Origin of the sequence: Pseudomonas sp. B20, assembly GCF_020515755.1 — a bacterium.
Classification (GTDB): domain Bacteria; phylum Pseudomonadota; class Gammaproteobacteria; order Pseudomonadales; family Pseudomonadaceae; genus Aquipseudomonas; species Aquipseudomonas syringae.
On record NZ_JAHPJG010000001.1, the window covers coordinates 191,342 to 208,108 of the forward strand.

At 59.9% G+C, this 16,767-nt stretch carries 17 protein-coding genes and 1 riboswitch; of the genes, 9 read left to right on the top strand and 8 right to left on the bottom strand.

Translation table 11 applies throughout. The features are described from left to right. Positions 1 to 2 precede the first annotated feature (2 nt). Positions 3 to 1,070 (bottom strand): putative urea ABC transporter substrate-binding protein, encoded by a 1,068-nt coding sequence (locus LIX91_RS00800; RefSeq protein WP_226487831.1) that lies wholly within the window; start codon positions 1,068 to 1,070, stop codon positions 3 to 5. A gap of 63 nt (positions 1,071 to 1,133) precedes the next feature. Then, positions 1,134 to 1,236: riboswitch (guanidine-I (ykkC/yxkD leader) on the bottom strand. A 478-nt stretch (positions 1,237 to 1,714) separates the two neighbouring features. Between LIX91_RS00800 and LIX91_RS00805 the strand changes: the two genes are divergently transcribed. Continuing rightward, positions 1,715 to 2,083 carry a hypothetical protein gene (locus tag LIX91_RS00805; protein ID WP_161937048.1) on the top strand — a complete coding sequence of 123 codons (369 nt, stop codon included), beginning with the start codon at positions 1,715 to 1,717 and terminating at the stop codon, positions 2,081 to 2,083. Positions 2,084 to 2,291: 208 nt separating this feature from the next. Continuing rightward, the gene (gene ung / locus LIX91_RS00810; protein WP_003425266.1) at positions 2,292 to 2,984 is read left to right on the top strand and encodes a uracil-DNA glycosylase; all 693 of its coding nucleotides are present in this window, start codon (positions 2,292 to 2,294) and stop codon (positions 2,982 to 2,984) included. Between the two features lie 24 nt (positions 2,985 to 3,008). On the opposite strand, the gene LIX91_RS00815 is transcribed toward ung, so the two are convergent. The 4 genes from LIX91_RS00815 to LIX91_RS00830 all read right to left on the bottom strand — a co-directional run bounded on the left by LIX91_RS00815 (position 3,009) and on the right by LIX91_RS00830 (position 7,056). After that, the gene (locus LIX91_RS00815; protein ID WP_226487832.1) at positions 3,009 to 4,043 is read right to left on the bottom strand and encodes an AbrB family transcriptional regulator; all 1,035 of its coding nucleotides are present in this window, start codon (positions 4,041 to 4,043) and stop codon (positions 3,009 to 3,011) included. After that, positions 4,036 to 5,550, bottom strand: coding sequence for a tripartite tricarboxylate transporter permease (locus LIX91_RS00820; RefSeq protein ID WP_003413028.1), 1,515 nt, complete (start codon positions 5,548 to 5,550; stop codon positions 4,036 to 4,038). Before LIX91_RS00820 ends, LIX91_RS00815 begins: the two co-directional genes overlap by 8 nt. A 1-nt stretch (position 5,551) precedes the next feature. Continuing rightward, on the bottom strand, positions 5,552 to 6,010 hold the full coding sequence (locus tag LIX91_RS00825) for a tripartite tricarboxylate transporter TctB family protein (RefSeq protein ID WP_003413025.1): 459 nt from the start codon (positions 6,008 to 6,010) through the stop codon (positions 5,552 to 5,554). Positions 6,011 to 6,072: 62 nt separating this feature from the next. Continuing rightward, the gene (locus LIX91_RS00830; RefSeq protein ID WP_170963816.1) at positions 6,073 to 7,056 is read right to left on the bottom strand and encodes a Bug family tripartite tricarboxylate transporter substrate binding protein; all 984 of its coding nucleotides are present in this window, start codon (positions 7,054 to 7,056) and stop codon (positions 6,073 to 6,075) included. 463 nt (positions 7,057 to 7,519) lie between these two features. Between LIX91_RS00830 and LIX91_RS00835 the strand changes: the two genes are divergently transcribed. Beyond that, on the top strand, positions 7,520 to 8,191 hold the full coding sequence (locus LIX91_RS00835) for a response regulator (RefSeq protein WP_003363740.1): 672 nt from the start codon (positions 7,520 to 7,522) through the stop codon (positions 8,189 to 8,191). Next, positions 8,184 to 9,566 (top strand): sensor histidine kinase, encoded by a 1,383-nt coding sequence (locus LIX91_RS00840; protein WP_003413020.1) that lies wholly within the window; start codon positions 8,184 to 8,186, stop codon positions 9,564 to 9,566. The genes LIX91_RS00835 and LIX91_RS00840 overlap by 8 nt, the downstream gene beginning before the upstream one ends. A 10-nt stretch (positions 9,567 to 9,576) precedes the next feature. Here the strand turns inward: LIX91_RS00840 and LIX91_RS00845 are convergent, their stop codons facing one another. Together LIX91_RS00845 and LIX91_RS00850 are read right to left on the bottom strand one after the other, a co-directional pair. Continuing rightward, positions 9,577 to 10,398, bottom strand: coding sequence for an HDOD domain-containing protein (locus tag LIX91_RS00845; RefSeq protein WP_032703140.1), 822 nt, complete (start codon positions 10,396 to 10,398; stop codon positions 9,577 to 9,579). A 111-nt stretch (positions 10,399 to 10,509) separates the two neighbouring features. After that, a complete protein-coding gene (locus tag LIX91_RS00850; protein ID WP_032703161.1) occupies positions 10,510 to 11,451 on the bottom strand; it encodes a YgfZ/GcvT domain-containing protein in 942 nt (313 codons plus the stop codon). Between the two features lie 152 nt (positions 11,452 to 11,603). Here LIX91_RS00850 and LIX91_RS00855 point away from each other — a divergent pair, with 152 nt between their 5' ends. Both LIX91_RS00855 and LIX91_RS00860 read left to right on the top strand, forming a co-directional pair. Further along, a complete protein-coding gene (locus LIX91_RS00855) occupies positions 11,604 to 11,858 on the top strand; it encodes a succinate dehydrogenase assembly factor 2 (RefSeq protein ID WP_003418591.1) in 255 nt (84 codons plus the stop codon). Beyond that, positions 11,842 to 12,306 carry a protein YgfX gene (locus tag LIX91_RS00860; protein ID WP_226487833.1) on the top strand — a complete coding sequence of 155 codons (465 nt, stop codon included), beginning with the start codon at positions 11,842 to 11,844 and terminating at the stop codon, positions 12,304 to 12,306. The genes LIX91_RS00855 and LIX91_RS00860 overlap by 17 nt, the downstream gene beginning before the upstream one ends. Here LIX91_RS00860 and nadB read toward each other — a convergent pair. After that, complete coding sequence (gene nadB / locus LIX91_RS00865) at positions 12,275 to 13,891, bottom strand: L-aspartate oxidase (RefSeq protein WP_003418588.1); 1,617 nt, start codon at positions 13,889 to 13,891, stop codon at positions 12,275 to 12,277. The two genes, LIX91_RS00860 and nadB, sit on opposite strands and share 32 nt — an antisense overlap. Positions 13,892 to 14,388: 497 nt before the next feature. On the opposite strand from nadB, the gene rpoE reads away from it, so the two are divergent. From rpoE to LIX91_RS00880, 3 genes are read left to right on the top strand one after another with little or no spacing between them, the layout of a single operon-like run. Then, complete coding sequence (rpoE, locus tag LIX91_RS00870; RefSeq protein ID WP_002554912.1) at positions 14,389 to 14,970, top strand: RNA polymerase sigma factor RpoE; 582 nt, start codon at positions 14,389 to 14,391, stop codon at positions 14,968 to 14,970. Between the two features lie 33 nt (positions 14,971 to 15,003). Further along, entirely contained in the window at positions 15,004 to 15,594 is a 591-nt protein-coding gene (locus LIX91_RS00875) for an anti sigma-E factor RseA C-terminal domain-containing protein (protein WP_003395810.1), read from the top strand. A gap of 8 nt (positions 15,595 to 15,602) precedes the next feature. After that, positions 15,603 to 16,562, top strand: a complete 960-nt coding sequence (locus tag LIX91_RS00880; RefSeq protein WP_226487834.1) for a MucB/RseB C-terminal domain-containing protein — start codon at positions 15,603 to 15,605, stop codon at positions 16,560 to 16,562. Positions 16,563 to 16,767: the final 205 nt, after the last annotated feature.

The window sequence follows — 16,767 nt, forward strand, 5'->3', positions numbered from 1 at the left end:
ACTTACAGCTTGCCGTCGGCGGCCATCTGCACGTAGCTGGGGTCAAAGTGCAGCTTGAGATTGCCCTTGTCGCCGAGCGTCACGCCATTGGCGAACGACATGCCGACCGCATCGGCGTCGCGTGCGCCTTCGCCGAGCAAACCGTGGGCGAACGAGAAGTCAGCCACCTTGCGCTGGGTGTCCGGCAGCTGTTTGCTGGTGGCGAACTCAAGGGCTTCCTTGGGCGTGGCAAACAGCTTGGTGGTGTCCAGTTGCGCCTGGAAGCCGGCCAGATCGGTGCCCGATGCCTTGGCCATGTGTTCCAGCGCAGCCTTGGCCTGAGCATTTTTGGCATTCATCAGCGCGACCACTTCAAACCAGGCGCCGGTCAGGGCTTTGCCCAGGGCCGGGTTGTCTTTCAGGGTCTGGGTGTTGACGACCATCATGTCCATGATCTCGCCGGGGATCTGGCTGGAGTTGAACACTTCGGTCACGCCGGGCTTGGCCTTGATGTCCGAGAGCATCGGGTTCCAGGTGGTGACGGCCTGTACATCGTCGGTATTGAAGGCTGCCGAGATATCGGCATCCGAGGTGTTGACCACCTTGAGGTCTTTTTCACTGAGCTTGACGCTGTCCAGCGCTCGGGCCAGCAGGTAGTGAGACACCGACAGTTCGACCAGATTGACGTCCATGCCTTTCAGATCGGCGACTTTCTTGCCTTCGCCCTTGAGCACGATGCCGTCATTGCCATTGGAGAAGTCGCTGACGATCAGTGCCGTGCTTTCCACGCCACCTGCGGCCGGGATGGTCAGGGCGTCCATGTTGGTCATGGTGCAGCCATCGAACTGGCCGGCGGTGTACTGATTGATGGATTCGACGTAGTCATTGAGCTGAGTGACATCGATCTTGATGCCGTACTTTTTCGCCCACTTGTCGACGATGCCCTGGCTACCTGCGTATTCCCACGGCATCCAGCCTGCGTAGATGGTCCAGCAGACGTTGAAGTGATCTTTCTGGGCGGCATTCGCCGAGAGGCTCAACGCAGCAAACAGGCCTGCCGTCAGCAGACCGAAGAGACGAGACTTTTGCATGTTGAGAAATCTCCAGTAGTGAAAAAAGGCGGCCAGGAGCAACGTGACACCACTGGTGTCCCTGTCTCCCGGGCTTTTGTCCCGCCGTGTAACCTCTACTGGAGGTCGCCAACTCTCGGACCAGCCACTTGCCTGGCGGCAAGCCGGAACCCTAGTCGGCTATTGCAAATTGTGGTGCCGCGAACCTGTGTTGACTCCTGCACATCTCTCATCAAGCGAGAGTTGTGCCAACTCGTGCTGCGCCTTGTTTTTCAAGGGCTGGCCGAGTCATGGACGGCCAGCTGCCGGAGGAACTGCCTTGTGCTGGTGCGAGAGCGCACCGTGATGAGGCAAAGGTAGATGAAATGTTTTGTAGCATGTTTGTAGAAAGCCGAAACAGGCCTGCAGGCCTTGGTTGCAGAGCCTTTGCGCATCTGCTGGCGATCATTTGTATTGAGGCGTCGACGCAGCCCCAAGGCACTAGAAGGCCTTTTCGGTGTCAGATAATTCGTCCGCCAACCGCTTTGACGGACGCCGACCAGCGTCGCTGGTTTGGCCCAATCGCGGTCCAGGAGGCCGCCATGTATCGAAGACCCTTGCTTATCACGTTGCTGACCCTTTTCCTTTCTGGTTGCTACGCAGGTCCCGGTTACTACGAATCCGATGTGTACACGCAGCCGACTGTCGTTGGCGGTGCCTACGCGTATGACAATGGCTACCGCTCTACCTACTATCAGGAGCGACGCATCTATGTGGCGCCTCAACCGCGCTATTACGCCCCAGCACCCCGTTATTACGCGCCACCGCCCCCGCCGCGCTATTACCAGCCGGGACGTCCGCCGGGTTATGGCTGGAGAAACGACGGTTTCGGCCGCAATGACGGCTTTCGCGGCAATGGTGGCTTCGGCCGCAACGACGGCTTCCGCGGCGATCGAGGTAGCCGTGGCTGGGACGACCACGGTGGGCGTGGCGGACGGGATGGCCGTGATCATGGAAGAGGCGGGCGCGGCGATGGTCGTGGTGGGCATCGATAGCTGAAATATGCGCGCTCGCTATCCTCCCAACCCTGTGAACTGACAGCTGCGAACTGACTGTTGCAAACTGACTATCGTGCCGACGCTCCGCGTCGGCACACTTTTCTGGACGATCTGCGTCCGATCTTGAAGGCGCATGGCGCAACCGGCATTGACTTTGCTGTCCGGCTTTCCTAGTGTCCGCGCATTGTTTTTACCGGATGTAACCATGACTAGCGACGACCGCATCAAGCTTGAGCCGAGCTGGAAAGAAGCCCTGCGTGACGAATTCGAACAACCCTACATGGCTCAATTGCGCGAGTTTCTGCGTCAGGAGCACGCGGCCGGCAAGGAAATCTATCCGCCCGGGCCACTGATCTTCAATGCGTTGAACTCCACGCCGCTGGATAACGTGAAAGTGGTCATCCTGGGCCAGGACCCGTATCACGGCCCGAACCAGGCGCATGGGCTGTGCTTCTCGGTGCAGCCGGGTGTGCCGACGCCGCCATCGCTGGTCAACATCTACAAAGAGCTGAAACGCGACCTGAACATCGATATTCCGAACCACGGTTGCCTGCAATCCTGGGCTGATCAGGGTGTGCTGTTGCTGAACACCACCCTCACCGTCGAGCGCGCCAACGCGGCTTCCCATGCAGGAAAAGGCTGGCAGCACTTCACCGACCGGATCATTCAAGTGGTCAGCGAGCACCAGCCGCATCTGGTGTTCCTGCTGTGGGGCGCTCATGCGCAGAGCAAGCAGAAACTGGTCGATGCGACCAAGCATCTGGTGCTGACCTCCGTCCATCCGTCGCCGTTGTCAGCCTACAAAGGCTTTTTGGGCAACGGGCATTTCGGGCGGGCCAACAAGTACCTTGAGCAAAACGGCATTGCGCCGATCGACTGGCGCTTGCCTGCGCTTTGATTTGAGAAGGTTCCAGCGACCTGATCAGTCAGCGAGCCGTTTGTTCCAGCGTCGGTAAAGCGGCTCGGCGAGAAACAGCACGAACAGCAGGCGCATGACCTGCATGGCCGTGACCAGCGGCACCGACAGTTGCAGCACTTCGGCGGTCAGGCTCATTTCTGCGATGCCGCCGGGCATCATGCCCAGCGTCAGCGAACGCAGGTCCAGGTGGGTGAGGGCGCTCAGCGCCAGTGCCGCCAGCGCGGCGATCAGCATGGTCAGCGCAGTGCCCAGCAGCGTGCGCGCCAGGAACGATGGCGCACGCCGAAAGAACTCCCGATTGAAATGACAACCCAGCCCGCTGCCAATCAGCAACTGGCCAAGCTGGCTGGCACCGTTGGGCAGGCCGATTTTCAGATCCCAGACCACGCTCGCCACGGCACTGAGCAACAGCGGGCCGAACAGCCAGGGATTGGGCTGCTTGAGGCGTTGCCACAGCCAGGCCAGCGCAGCCCCGAGCGGCAGCAGAACGGCCAGCCAGCGCCAGTCCACGACGCTGGCATGCAAGGCGGGTGCGCCATCACCCGATAGGTATTTGAAGATCGCCGGTACGCACAGCACGACGGCGAGTACCCGCAGACTTTGTGCGGCCGCGACACTGCTCAGCGTTGCACCGTTACGCGCGCCGAGGTTGACCATCTCCCCGGAACCGCCCGGCATGCTGGAGAAGAACGCCGTAGGGCGATCCTCGCCGGTACGCAGCATCAGCCACACGCCGACCAGACACGACAAGCTGGTGACCAGGGCACCGATGAAAATCAGCCCGAAATGCGCCAGTACCTGCTCGATGACCACCGGGGTGAAGTGCAGGCCGATGCCGATCCCAATGATCAGCTGTCCGCATTTGCGACCGCCGGGAATCTGCGCCAGCTGCCAGGGTGTCAGGCAGCGCACCAGGATGATTGCCAGCAACGAGCCCACCATCCACGGCAACGGCCAGCCGACCTGGCTGGCGAGGTAGCCGCCCAGCAGGCCGACCAGTGGCGTTGCCCACCATTGGCGCAGAGACGAATCAGCCATGTGCCGCAGCGGCCTGCTGTTTGGCGCGCTTGCGCCAGATGCGCAGCAGCGGGAACAGCAGCATGAACACGGTCACTACCCAGACCCCGAGGGTAATCGGGCTGGACCAGAGGATCCCCAGTTCGCCGTTGGAGATCGACAGGGCACGACGCAGGTTTTGCTCCATCAGGCCCCCCAGGATGAACCCGAGCAGGATCGGCGACAGCGGGAAGTCCAGCTTGCGCAGGATGTAACCGAAGATACCGATACCGACCATCAGGAACAGGTCGAAGGTGGTAGCGTGCACCGCATACACACCGATGCCGGTGATGATCGCAATCACCGGGACCAGCGCCCAGTTCGGTACGGCAAGGATGCGCGTGAAGATGCGAATCATCGGGATGTTGAGGATCACCAGCATGATGTTGGCGATGAACAACGACGCGATCAGGCCCCAGACGATATCCGGTTGCTGTTGAAACAACATCGGGCCGGGCGTGATGTTGTACAGCGACAACGCGCCGATCATCACCGCCGTGGTGCCTGAACCCGGCACGCCGAGTGTCAGCATTGGCACCAGTGCGCCACAGGCTGTCGCGCCGATGGCTGTTTCGGGGGCGGCCAGGCCACGCATGTCGCCCTGGCCGAACTTGCCGCTGGCGCCGGCGATGCGTTTTTCCGTCATGTACGCGACCGCACTGGCCAGCGTCGCACCGGCACCCGGCAGCACCCCGAGGATGAACCCCAGCAGACCGCAGCGAATGTTCACCACGAACACGGAAGCGGCTTCCTTGACGTTGAACATCATGCGCCCGGTGGCCTTGACGGCCTCCTGGCCGCGATGGGTCTTCTCCAGCAGCAAAAGGATTTCGCTGATCGAAAACAGGCCCAGCACCAGCACCACGAACTGAATGCCATCGGTGAGGTGAATGTTGTCACCCGTGAAACGGTACACCCCGCTGTTGGCATCGATACCGACCGCAGACAGGAACAGCCCGATCAGCGCGGCAATGAACGTCTTCAGCGGCCGGTCACCGGCCATCCCGCCCAGACAGACGATCGCAAATACCATCAGCACGAAGTATTCCGCAGGACCGAAGGCAATCGCCCATTTGGCGAGCAAGGGCGCGAACAGCACCATGCCGCAGGTGGCGATGAACGCGCCGATGAACGAACTCCATGCCGACAGCGACAGTGCAACCCCGGCCAGGCCCTGGCGGGCCATCGGGTAACCGTCCAGGGTGGTCATCACGGTGGAGGCTTCACCCGGAATGTTCAGAAGGATCGAACTGATGCGTCCGCCGTATTCGCAGCCAAGGTACACGGCTGCCAGCAGAATCAGCGCCGACTCGGGCGGCAGGCCCAGCGCGAAGGCGATAGGGATCAGCAGCGCTACACCGTTGATCGGTCCAAGCCCCGGCAGCAGGCCGACGACAGTCCCGATCAGTGTTCCGCACAGCGCCGTGATCAGGTTGTAAGGCGTCAGGGCGACACCGAAGCCCTGGCCCAGATAACCGAAAGTATCCATTTTAATTCTCCAGAACGCTGAGCAGGCCCAAAGGCAAGGGGACGTCCATGGCCTTGTCGAACAGCAGGTACAGGCCGACGCTCATCAGAATCACCACCACCACGCTCGGCAGCCAGCGACCGCCATACAGGCGGGCCATGGGGATGCCGATCAGAATGCTGCTGAGGATGAAGCCCAGCGGTTCGAACAGCCCCGCGAATATCAGCAGCAGGACGATGCACACGCCGATCTTTATCAGGGTCTCGCGGTCCAGCTCCGGGTCTTCCTCGGTGTGCACGATGGGTGTGGGCCTGATCAGCAGGTACAGCAGGGCGGCGCCCATCAGCCCGAGCATCAGCAGCGGGAAAGCGCGCGGTCCGACCGGTTCATAGGAAAAAGGTGCCTGATAAGGCCAGGCCATAAGGGCAAGGCCTATGCATGCCAGTAACAGCACGCCAGCGAAGATGCGTTGTATGACCATGAGAAGCTCCTGAGTCACGCCCGTACGGCGGGCGCAACTGAATGTCAGCCAATTGAGTTCAATTACTGAATCAGGCCGAATTCCTTGGCCATCAACTTGTAGTCGGCAACCTGCTTCTTGACGTAGGTGTCCAGTTCCGCGCCGGTCATGGCGAACGGGAACAGCTCGCGCTGGTCGCGCAGTTTGGCGAAGTCCTCGGAAGCCAGGATCTTGTCGAACGAGGCTTTCCACCAGTTGTAGTCTTCGTCGCTGACCTTCGGCCCGAGGTAGAAGCCACGTACCACCGGCCAGACGATGTCGTAGCCCTGTTCCTTGGCGGTGGGGATGTCTTTCATTTCAGGTTCGTCGATACGCTTTTCGGCGAACACCGCGAGCAGGCGCATATCGCCGCTCAGAATGTGCGGCATGGAGTCGGAAATATCGGTACTGCCCACCTGGATGTGGCCGCCAAGCAACGCGGTGGCGATTTCACCGCCGCCTTCGAGTGCCACGTAGCGCAGGGCGCGCGGGTTGATGCCTGCGGCCTTGGCGATCAGCGCGGTCTGCATCCAGTCCTGGCTGCCCACGGTGCCGCCTGAGCCGATCACGACTTTGCTGGGATCGGCTTTCAGCGCCTGGACCAGATCGTCGAGATTCTTGTAGGGCGAGTCGCTCTTCACGGCGATGGCGCCATAGCTGGTGCCCACGGCGGCGAGCCAGCGCACTGCGTTCTCATCGAAACGACCGAATTTGCCCTGCGCCAGATTGAGCAGCGAACCGCTGGACCACGCGACCAGTGTGCCGGCATCGGCGGGGCGCTGCGCGACGACGGCGTTGTAGGCCACCGCGCCGACACCGCCTGGCATGTAGGTGACGCGCATCGGCGAGGTCAGAATCTTCTCGTTGATCAGCGCGCTCTGTACCAGTTTGCAGGTCAGGTCGAACCCGCCACCTGGCGAGGCAGGGGCGATGCATTCCGGACGTTTGGGTTCGGCAAGCAACTGGCTGGCAATCAGCATGCACCCAGCGGTGGCGGCTACGTGACGCAGGGAAAATTTCATGTTCAGTCTCCAGGGATATTGTTGTTTTTGGCAGAGAGAAGCTGTTCGCCAGGCGCTTTTGTCGCGCACACGGCGAAGCCTGTGTGCTGTTTCACAGGTACTGGCGTTTGCGCTGAAGTGTTGTTTTGCGGCGGGTGGCGGGAGGGGCGCGCAGAGCATTCCTCGACGGGAGGTGCTCCATGGGCTGGCAAGCCTGGACGGGCGTAGACATGACGTGACTCCGTTTAACAATTTATTGTTTTTATTGTTCAGACGCATCCGGGCGCCTGTTTTTTACGTACCCTTTTATCGGGTCGTTTCGCGATGCTAAACGACAAACCTTTCGTAAACCTTTCAGTTGCCTTTCACGTCGTGATTAGCGAGCCTCGAATCGTTTCTGCCCTTCACAGACGGCAGCCGGCCTGTAAACTCCACCGCCACGAGCCTCGATACCCAGATCGATAACAACAGTGACAATCAGGAGACGGCGATGCGTGTTCTTCTTGTGGAAGATCATCTGCAATTGGCTGAAAGTGTCGCGCAGGCGCTCAAAAGCGCGGGTTTGACCGTTGATGTGCTGCACGATGGCGTGGCCGCCGACCTGGCGTTGAACAGCGAAGAATACGCGGTCGCCATTCTCGATGTCGGGTTGCCGCGCATGGACGGCTTTGAAGTGCTGGCGCGTCTGCGAGCGCGCAGCAAAAACCTGCCGGTGCTGATGCTGACGGCGCGCAGTGACGTCAAGGACCGGGTCCATGGGCTGAATCTGGGCGCCGACGACTACCTGGCCAAGCCTTTCGAACTTTCCGAGCTGGAGGCCAGGGTCAAGGCCTTGCTGCGGCGCAGCGTGCTGGGTGGCGAGCGGCAACAGCGTTGCGGCGTCTTGGCCTACGATCTGGACACTCGACGTTTCACGCTCGGCGAAGAACTGCTGACCCTGACTTCTCGCGAACAGGCGGTGCTGGAAGCGCTTATCGCCCGGCCGGGTCGGGTGATGAGCAAGGAGCAACTGGCGGCGCAAGTGTTCGGGCTCGATGAAGAAGCCAGCCCCGACGCCATCGAGATCTATGTCCATCGTCTGCGCAAGAAGCTCGACGGGCATTCCGTGGCCATCGTGACCTTTCGCGGTCTGGGGTATCTGCTGGAAAGCCGTGATGATTAACGACAGCCTGCGCTGGCGGTTATTGTGGAACCTGGCCCTGCTGCTGGTGGTGTTGATGCTGGCCAGCGGCATGAGCGCTTACTGGAATGGCCGCGAAGTGGCCGACACCGCCTATGACCGCACGTTGCTGGCTTCCGCGCGGACCATCGCGGCCGGCCTGACCCAGCGTGACGGGACGCTGAGCGCCGACATTCCCTACGTGGCGCTGGACACCTTCGCCTACGACAGCGAAGGGCGCATCTACTATCAGGTCAATGACATTCATCAGAAGCTGATTTCCGGCTATGAAAACCTGCCGTCGCCGCCGCCCGGTACATTGCGCACCGACGATTACCCGGCCCTGGCGAAATTTTATAACGGGATCTATCAGGGGCAGGACGTGCGGGTTGTCAGCCTGCTCAAACCAGTGACCGATCCGGGTATGAACGGTACTGCTGAAATCCGCGTTGCCGAAACCCAGGAAGCGCGCAAGGGCATGGCGCGCAGCCTGATGGCTGACACATTGCTGCGTCTGGGCATGCTCGGAGGAGGCGCGCTGCTGCTGGTCTGGTTCACGGTAAGCGCGGCATTGCGACCGCTGGAGCGCCTGCGCACCGCCGTCGAGGAGCGTCAGCTGGATGATCTGCGCGCGTTACCGATGGTTGAAGTGCAGCACGAACTGCGTCCGCTGGTAGGGGCGCTGAACCACTTCACCGAGCGACTGCGCGTGCAGTTCGAGCGTCAGGCGCAATTCATCGCCGATGCCGCCCACGAACTGCGCACCCCGCTGGCCGCCTTGAAGGCGCGGGTCGAGCTGGGGCTGCGCGAGCGCGACCCGCAGCATTGGCGCAGCACGCTGGAGTCGGCGGCGCTCGGCACCGATCGACTCACGCATCTGGCCAACCAGCTGCTGTCCCTGGCGCGCATCGAAAACGGCGCGCGGGCTATCGCCGAGGGCGGGGCGCAACAGCTGGACCTCAGTCAACTGGCCAGGGAACTGGGCATGGCCATGGCGCCGTTGGCTCATTCCCGGGGCGTTGCGCTGGCGCTGGAGGCTGACGAGCCGGTCTGGTTGCGCGGCGAGCCGACCTTGCTGAACGAATTGCTGAGCAATCTGATCGACAACGCGCTGGCCCACACTTCACCGGGCGGCAACGTGGTGTTGCGGGTCTATGCGCCGGGTGTTCTGGAGGTCGAGGATGATGGTCCCGGCATCCCGGCAGATGAGCGTGAGCGGGTTTTCGAGCGCTTTTACCGTCGCAGTCAGCAGGGCAGTGGTGCCGGGCTCGGGCTGGCGATTGTGGGCGAAATCTGCCGGGCACATCTGGCCAGAATCACGTTGCACGAGGGCGCCGAGCGCGGCTTGAAAGTGAGGGTCAGTTTCAGCGCCACCTGATGGGTCGAAACTAGTAGAGCATGCTCTTGGCTTCGTCCATCTGGGCGCTGAGCACGCCTTCGCCTCTGGCGAGCCGCAACTGGCTGTAGGCAGGCAGGTCGACCATTTCAATGAGGCTGAAGGGGTGTTCGGTATTCCTGTGGATATGCACCGTGGCGATCTGCACCAGATCGGTGTAGTCAGGGCTTTTCGAGACACGTGCGAAGTTCTGGAACTGGCCCGGCACACAGGCCAGTGGCTCGGGGAAATCCCATGAGCGCAGCAGGCGCTCGCCGATGACCGGATGAATGCTGTCGATCACGTGGTTGAGGCTGATCGGGTCGGACAGCAGCTCGTAATGGTCTTCGGCATAGGTCAGGATCGGCAGGATCCCGATCAGATGGATCAGCCCGGCGAGCGTGGCCTGATCGGGTTTCAGATTGGTGTAGTGCTGACACAGGGTGTAACTGATACCGGCCACCTGCAGGCTTTGCTTCCAGATATCGCGCATCTTCTGCTCGATGACCGGCGACTTGGCGTGGAACATCTGCTCGACCACCAGGCCGATGGCCAGGTTGCAGGTGTAGTTGACGCCCAGCCGCCGAATAGCGGTGTTGACGTCGCTGACTTCAAAATTCGGGCGCAGCAAGGGGCTGTTCGCGACCTTGATCAGGCGCGCGGAAAGGGCTGTATCGCTACCGATGACCTTGCTCAGGGCCGAGATACTGATCTCGGTGTCCTCTGCAGCCAGGCGAATTCTCAGTGCCACTTCCGGCAGGGTGGGGAGAAACAAGGCATCTCTGTCGATGGCCTTGATCAAGTTTCTCTGCACCTCGTCAGCCATCTTGCTCATGTTGCATCTCGCAGCTGTTGGGGGTGTCCAGAGTTATCCGCGCGCTCTTCAGAGCGCCAGGCTGTACTGGAACGCTCTAAAGACACTAGGAAGCTGAATGTGTTCGTCTGGCTAGCGCTGAGTTTCGAGTTTGCTGTCCAGTGTGTAGGGCAGTTCACTCATTTGCAGCTCTGCGCCTTCTGGCGAGCCAAGATTGATACGACCGTCTTCCGCCGCATCACCCTGCAACACCGCAAGCAGTTCGATGTTCTGCCCATCCTGTGCGGCCATGACGACGTTGCCCACAGCGCTGGCATGCACCGGTGAGAACAGTGCCGTACCGGGCTGCGGGATCTCTTCGCCGCTCAGGGTCAGGCGGTAAAGCCTGCGCTTGAGTTTGCCAAGATATTGCATTCTGGCAACGATTTCCTGGCCGGTGTAGCAGCCTTTCTTGAAGCTGACGCCGCCAACCGCTTGCAGATTGATCATCTGCGGAATGAATTCTTCGCGGGTGCTGCCGAACACCTGGCCGATGCCGACACGTATCTGGCCCAGCAACCAGTCATTCAGCGGGGCTTCGCTCAACTGCGCTGCCAGGCTCGACTTGATGCTGTCCGCCTGTGCGCTGCGCACCCAGAGCTCGGCGCGGCCTGGCGAGACGCGGATCGCGATCAGATCATTGGCGCGTACCACGCTATCGGTTTCCTGTGGCAGATCCAGCCCCAGGCTGATCAGCGCAGCGTCCCCATCCTGCAGGCCGAAGCGCACCCAGTCTGCGCTTTCGTCCGTGAGCTTCGATTTGGAGAACACTGCGTATTTGCGCAGGTCGAGCAATTGCGCCTCGATCAGTTCGCCAGCCATCGCCAACAGGCAGCCGTCGCCTTCGAACACGATGCGAAAACTCGACTGCATCCGGCCTTTCTGCGTGCAACGGGCACCCAGGCTGGATTTGTCTTCATTCAGGTAGTTGAGGTTGCACGTCAGCTGACCCTGAAGAAACTTGCTGGCATCCACGCCGCGAACGGCGAGAACGCCCTCATGGGTTAGCGTGCAGAAAAAAGCTGTGTGGGCCATGGTCATCGCAGATTGGGAAAAAAGTCCGGGGGCACATCATAGTGCCGAGTCGAGGTTATGCATACGGGTACATGAAAACTGCTGCGACCATTGCAAGATTCGCGCGCCCGGCTCACGGCTGTATACTTGCCGCCTACTTTGAGGAGCGCTCCATGGTCGAAGACGTTGAACTCAACCGCCTTTACTGGCACAGCCGCCGCGGCATGCTTGAACTGGACGTGCTGCTGGTGCCGTTTGTCCGTGAGGTCTATCCCCACTTGAATGACGAGGACCGCGATTTGTACCGCCGTCTGCTGACCTGTGAGGATCAGGATATGTTCGGCTGGTTCATGCAGCGTGCCGAATCCGAAGATGCTGAATTGCAGCGCATGGTTCGCATGATCCTGGACCGTGTCCAGCCCCAGTGATCGCTTCGAATGTCATTGGCAGGCCTCGCGTCTGCTGGTGACGGCGTATCTCGCGGTCCAGTGTCTGGCACTGGTCGCGTTGTGCTGGCTGGACATCGCTGTGTGGGCTGCGGCGCTGGGTGCGCTGATATGTCTGGCGCATGCTGCCTGGGTGATACCACGCTCGATCCTGCTGACGCATCCGGCGGCATTCACTGCGCTCAAGCGCGATCATCAAGGCTGGCAACTGTGGAATGCACGTACCGGCTGGCAGCCTGTGCAGTTATGCCCCGACAGTCTTGCCTTGCCGTGGATGGTGATTCTGCGTTTTCGCCCGATTATCGCCGGTCGGCCAGCACGATCAATAAACAGTTGTTGTATCCCGCATGACGCATTGACGCCGGACATTCACCGACGTCTGCGCGTGCGTTTGAAATTCAGCCGGCATAGGTGGGCGGCACCAGAATAGTGTCCAGCGCCTCCGGCAACATATCAGGATAGTCCAGCGTGTAGTGCAGACCGCGGCTTTCCTTGCGCTGCATGGCAGAGCGGATCATCAGTTCCGCCACCTGCGCCAGATTGCGCAACTCGATCAGGTCGCGGCTGACCTTGTAGTTGCTGTAAAACTCGTCAATCTCGTCCAGCAGCAGGCGTACGCGGTGCTCAGCGCGCTGCAGGCGTTTGTTGGTGCGCACAATGCCCACGTAGTCCCACATGAACCGTCTCAGCTCGTCCCAGTTGTGCGCAATGATCACGTCCTCGTCCGAGTCGGTGACCTGGCTGGCATCCCAGGCCGGCAGGTCGGCGGGCATCTGCACGTCATTCAGTTGCTTCTCGATGTCTGCGGCGGCCGATCGGGCATAGACGAAGCACTCCAGCAGCGAGTTGCTGGCCATGCGGTTGGCGCCATGCAGGCCTGTGAAGCTGGTCTCGCCGATGGCGTAAAGGCCCGGCACATCGGTATGCCCCTTGCTGTCGACCATCACGCCACCACAGGTGTAATGCGCAGCGGGGACTACGGGGATCGGTTCGCGCGTGATGTCGATGGAAAATTCCAGGCAGCGTTCATAGACGGTTGGGAAGTGCGTCTTGATGAAGGCTTCCGGCTTGTGGCTGATGTCCAGATACACGCAGTCGATGCCCAGCCGCTTCATCTCATGGTCTATCGCGCGGGCAACGATATCGCGTGGCGCCAGTTCTGCCCGCTCATCGAAGCGTTGCATGAAGCGCTCGCCGTTAGGCAGCTTGAGGTACGCCCCTTCACCGCGCAGTGCCTCGGTGATCAGAAAGCTCTTGGCCTGCGGGTGATACAGGCAAGTGGGGTGAAACTGGTTGAACTCAAGGTTCGCCACCCGGCAGCCGGAACGCCAGGCCATGGCGATGCCGTCGCCACAGGCGCCGTCAGGGTTACTGGTGTACAGGTAAACCTTGGCGGCGCCGCCCGACGCCAGGATTGTAAAGCGCGCGCTGTAAGTATCCACTTCGCCACTGTGGCGATTGAGCACGTAGGCGCCGAGGCAGCGCTGGCCTTCCAGGCCTAGACGGCGTTCGGTGATCAGGTCGATGGCAGCGCGCTGTTCGAGCAATTCGATATTGGGGCGTTTGATTGCCTGTTCCAGCAGGGTGCGAAAAATGGCGGCACCCGTGGCGTCTGCAGCATGAATGATCCGCCGATGGCTATGGCCGCCTTCACGCGTCAGGTGAAATTCAAATCCGCTTTCGTCGGTGTCTGCTTCATCGCCACGGGTGAAAGGCACGCCTTGATCGATCAGCCATTGAATCGCCTCGCGGCTATGTTCGACAGTGAAACGCACAGCGTCTTCGTTGCAAAGGCCGCCGCCTGCGTTCAGCGTGTCCTCAACATGAGATTGCACGGTGTCGGTGTCATCCAGCACTGCCGCAACACCGCCCTGCGCCCAGAAGGTCGAGCCGTTGGCGAGATCACCCTTGCTCAGGACCGCAATCCGCAGGTGGTCGGGGAGGGTCAGTGCCAGGCTCAACCCGGCAGCGCCGCTGCCGATTACCAGTACGTCATGCTGAAAATGTTGGCTCATCTGCGAATTCTGCCCTTGGCGACCACTAGTATAAGTATTGGGGTAACGGCACAATAGCCTCGCCTACATGGCAATGTGAGACCACGGCGGGTCTGGATTGTGCTCCAGTCCCGGACCGCATGCCTATTGTTTTCCTTTTGTTCGGTTGCTGGAAATGCTCCAGCGCGTTGATTCAAGGGAGCTTTATGCAGTTTGAGGCTCACGCCGGCGATTGTGTCAATGGAACTTTTTGTAAAGAACCATGCTCAATAGCAGGTTGCCTACACAGGAACAGCGTCTATTTCGCAGGGTTAGATAAGTGATCATCAACTGCGAAACTGGCGACAAGACTATTCGCGCAGCCGACCGTGTCGAGCTGCGTTTTTCGTGCACGCTTTATGATGGCTTGCAGGAAACTTGCTTGAAGGGGGAGAACTTTTGCGAAAAGCCCGAGTCTATGTTTGCGAGCCTGAACAATATCAGTTGCAACACTCCTTCATGCTTAACGAGGAGTGTTCATGCTAACCCAGGAAGAGGATCAGCAGCTTGTCGAGCGTGTACAGCGTGGCGATACGCGAGCATTTGATCTGTTGGTGCTGAAGTATCAGCACAAAATTCTAGGGTTGATCGTGCGATTCGTGCACGACACCCATGAGGCTCAAGACGTTGCACAGGAAGCCTTTATCAAGGCTTACCGTGCTCTCGGAAATTTTCGCGGTGACAGTGCTTTCTACACCTGGCTGTACCGCATCGCCATTAACACGGCGAAGAACTATCTGGTTTCGCGAGGTCGGCGACCACCGGATAGCGATGTAAGGTCTGAAGACGCGGAGTTCTACGACGGCGACCACGGCCTCAAGGACATCGAGTCGCCGGAGCGTGCATTGTTGAGGGATGAGATCGAGGGCACCGTCCATCGGACCATCCAGCTTCTCCCGGAAGATTTACGTACGGCACTAACTTTACGTGAATTCGATGGTCTGAGTTATGAAGACATTGCGAGCGTCATGCAGTGTCCTGTTGGTACCGTGCGCTCTCGGATCTTCCGCGCTCGGGAAGCCATCGATAAAGCCCTGCAGCCGTTGTTGCAGGAATCCTGAGACAGCGGCGATAGCCCAAGAGAGGAACCCGCCATGAGTCGTGAAGCCCTGCAGGAATCGCTGTCCGCGGTACTTGATAATGAAGCGGACGAACTGGAATTACGTCGGGTATTGAATGCCATTGACGATGCCGATACTCGCGCCACCTGGTCGCGTTACCAAGTTGCTCGTGCAGCGATGCACAAAGAGCTGCTGATCCCTCATCTGGATATCTCGGCTGCTGTATCTGCCGCGATCGCCGATGAAGTCAGCCCGCTCAAGGCAGCTCGCGGTCCTTGGCGTACGCTGGGTCGTCTGGCCGTTGCAGCGTCGGTTACCGTAGCCGTTCTGGCCGGTGTCCGCCTGTATAACCAGGACGATATCGCCGGTGCGCAACTGGCACAGCAGACCCAGCAGCCTGCCAATCTGACTGTTCCGCAAGTGAAAGGCCCGGCCGTACTGGCTGGCTACACTGAAAGCGCCGAGCAAGCGCCTGGTCCTATGGCCAATGGTGTATTGCAGGGCGGTGGTCAAGGTGATCAGCGTCTGCCGGGCTATCTGCGCCAGCATGCTCAGGAAGCAGCGTTGAAGGGTACTGAAAGCGCGCTGCCATACGCACGTGCTGCGAGTCTGGAAAACCGTTAAGGAGGATCATGCGAGCCGTCCCTCTACTGCCACTACTGCTTGGTGGATGGCTTGCCCTCCCGGTACAGGCTGATGATGCGCAAGACGCAATCAATCGTCTTGCCAAGGTTGATCAGCAGCAAAGCTATCAAGGCACCTTTGTATACGAGCGCAACGGTAGTTTTTCTACTCACCGAATCTGGCACCGCATAGCGGACGGCCATATTCAGGAGCGCTTGCTGCAGCTTGATGGTTCTGCTCAGGAAGTATTGCGTGTTGACGGGCTTACTCAGTGCGTCAGCGGCACGCTCGAAGCCGGTGTGGCCAATCCGGCCGACTCTTCTCCCCGCGCATTCGATGTCAAAAGACTGTCCGCCTGGTACGACATGAAAATTGCCGGCAAATCCAGAGTGGCCGGTCGTCAGGCAACTATCGTTGCGCTGTCCCCCAAGGACCAGCATCGATACGGCCTCGAACTGCACCTGGATAACGAAACCGGTCTTGTGCTCAAGTCGCTTCTGTTGAGCGAGAAGGGGCAGCTGCTCGAGCGTTTCCAGTTTACCGATCTCGATACTGCCAGCGCGCTGTCCGAGCAGATGCTCAAGACCAGTGCCGACTGCAAGCCTGTTTCTGTGGTGAAGACCAAGCCTGAGCCCTCCATAAGCCCTGTGGCATGGCATTCGGACTGGTTACCGCCGGGTTTTGACGTCAGCAGCAGCGGTGTACGCAAAGACCCTGCTACGCAGTCGCCGGTGACCCATCTGATGTACAGCGACGGTCTGGCGCGTTTTTCGGTGTTCATCGAATCGGTTAAAGGTGGCGCGTCTTCGGATATTCGCACCCAGCTAGGCCCGACAGTGGCCGTTTCCCGCCGTCTGACAACGCCGCAGGGCGACATGATGGTGACGGTCGTCGGAGAAGTCCCGATGGGTACTGCAGAGCGCATAGCATTGTCGATGCGTAACGACGAACCTTCAGCCAATAAATAAACATTTGGAGTCACGGCTCCCAGGATGTAAAAATTTTCATCCTGGGTTACAGAAGCCGCCAGGCCGCACTCAACCTGGCTTGAGCAAAGGCGCTGAAATGTTTGGTGAGGTTTGCAGATTGCAAAAACTCTGTTTTTTTTCTATAGGTCAGAGCCTCGCAGCTCTGGCCTTTTGTCGTTTTCAGAGGTCATGTCGCTGATCCAGA

Bases quoted from the DNA above. Each gene is read 5' to 3' on its own strand.
- LIX91_RS00800 (WP_226487831.1), bottom strand. From the start codon at position 1,070: ATGCAAAAGTCTCGTCTCTTCGGTCTGCTGACGGCAGGCCTGTTTGCT.
- ung (WP_003425266.1), top strand. From the start codon at position 2,292: ATGACTAGCGACGACCGCATCAAGCTTGAGCCGAGCTGGAAAGAAGCC.
- LIX91_RS00815 (WP_226487832.1), bottom strand. From the start codon at position 4,043: ATGGCTGATTCGTCTCTGCGCCAATGGTGGGCAACGCCACTGGTCGGC.
- LIX91_RS00820 (WP_003413028.1), bottom strand. From the start codon at position 5,550: ATGGATACTTTCGGTTATCTGGGCCAGGGCTTCGGTGTCGCCCTGACG.
- LIX91_RS00825 (WP_003413025.1), bottom strand. From the start codon at position 6,010: ATGGTCATACAACGCATCTTCGCTGGCGTGCTGTTACTGGCATGCATA.
- LIX91_RS00835 (WP_003363740.1), top strand. From the start codon at position 7,520: ATGCGTGTTCTTCTTGTGGAAGATCATCTGCAATTGGCTGAAAGTGTC.
- LIX91_RS00840 (WP_003413020.1), top strand. From the start codon at position 8,184: ATGATTAACGACAGCCTGCGCTGGCGGTTATTGTGGAACCTGGCCCTG.
- LIX91_RS00845 (WP_032703140.1), bottom strand. From the start codon at position 10,398: ATGAGCAAGATGGCTGACGAGGTGCAGAGAAACTTGATCAAGGCCATC.
- LIX91_RS00850 (WP_032703161.1), bottom strand. From the start codon at position 11,451: ATGGCCCACACAGCTTTTTTCTGCACGCTAACCCATGAGGGCGTTCTC.
- LIX91_RS00855 (WP_003418591.1), top strand. From the start codon at position 11,604: ATGGTCGAAGACGTTGAACTCAACCGCCTTTACTGGCACAGCCGCCGC.
- nadB (WP_003418588.1), bottom strand. From the start codon at position 13,891: ATGAGCCAACATTTTCAGCATGACGTACTGGTAATCGGCAGCGGCGCT.
- rpoE (WP_002554912.1), top strand. From the start codon at position 14,389: ATGCTAACCCAGGAAGAGGATCAGCAGCTTGTCGAGCGTGTACAGCGT.
- LIX91_RS00875 (WP_003395810.1), top strand. From the start codon at position 15,004: ATGAGTCGTGAAGCCCTGCAGGAATCGCTGTCCGCGGTACTTGATAAT.
- LIX91_RS00880 (WP_226487834.1), top strand. From the start codon at position 15,603: ATGCGAGCCGTCCCTCTACTGCCACTACTGCTTGGTGGATGGCTTGCC.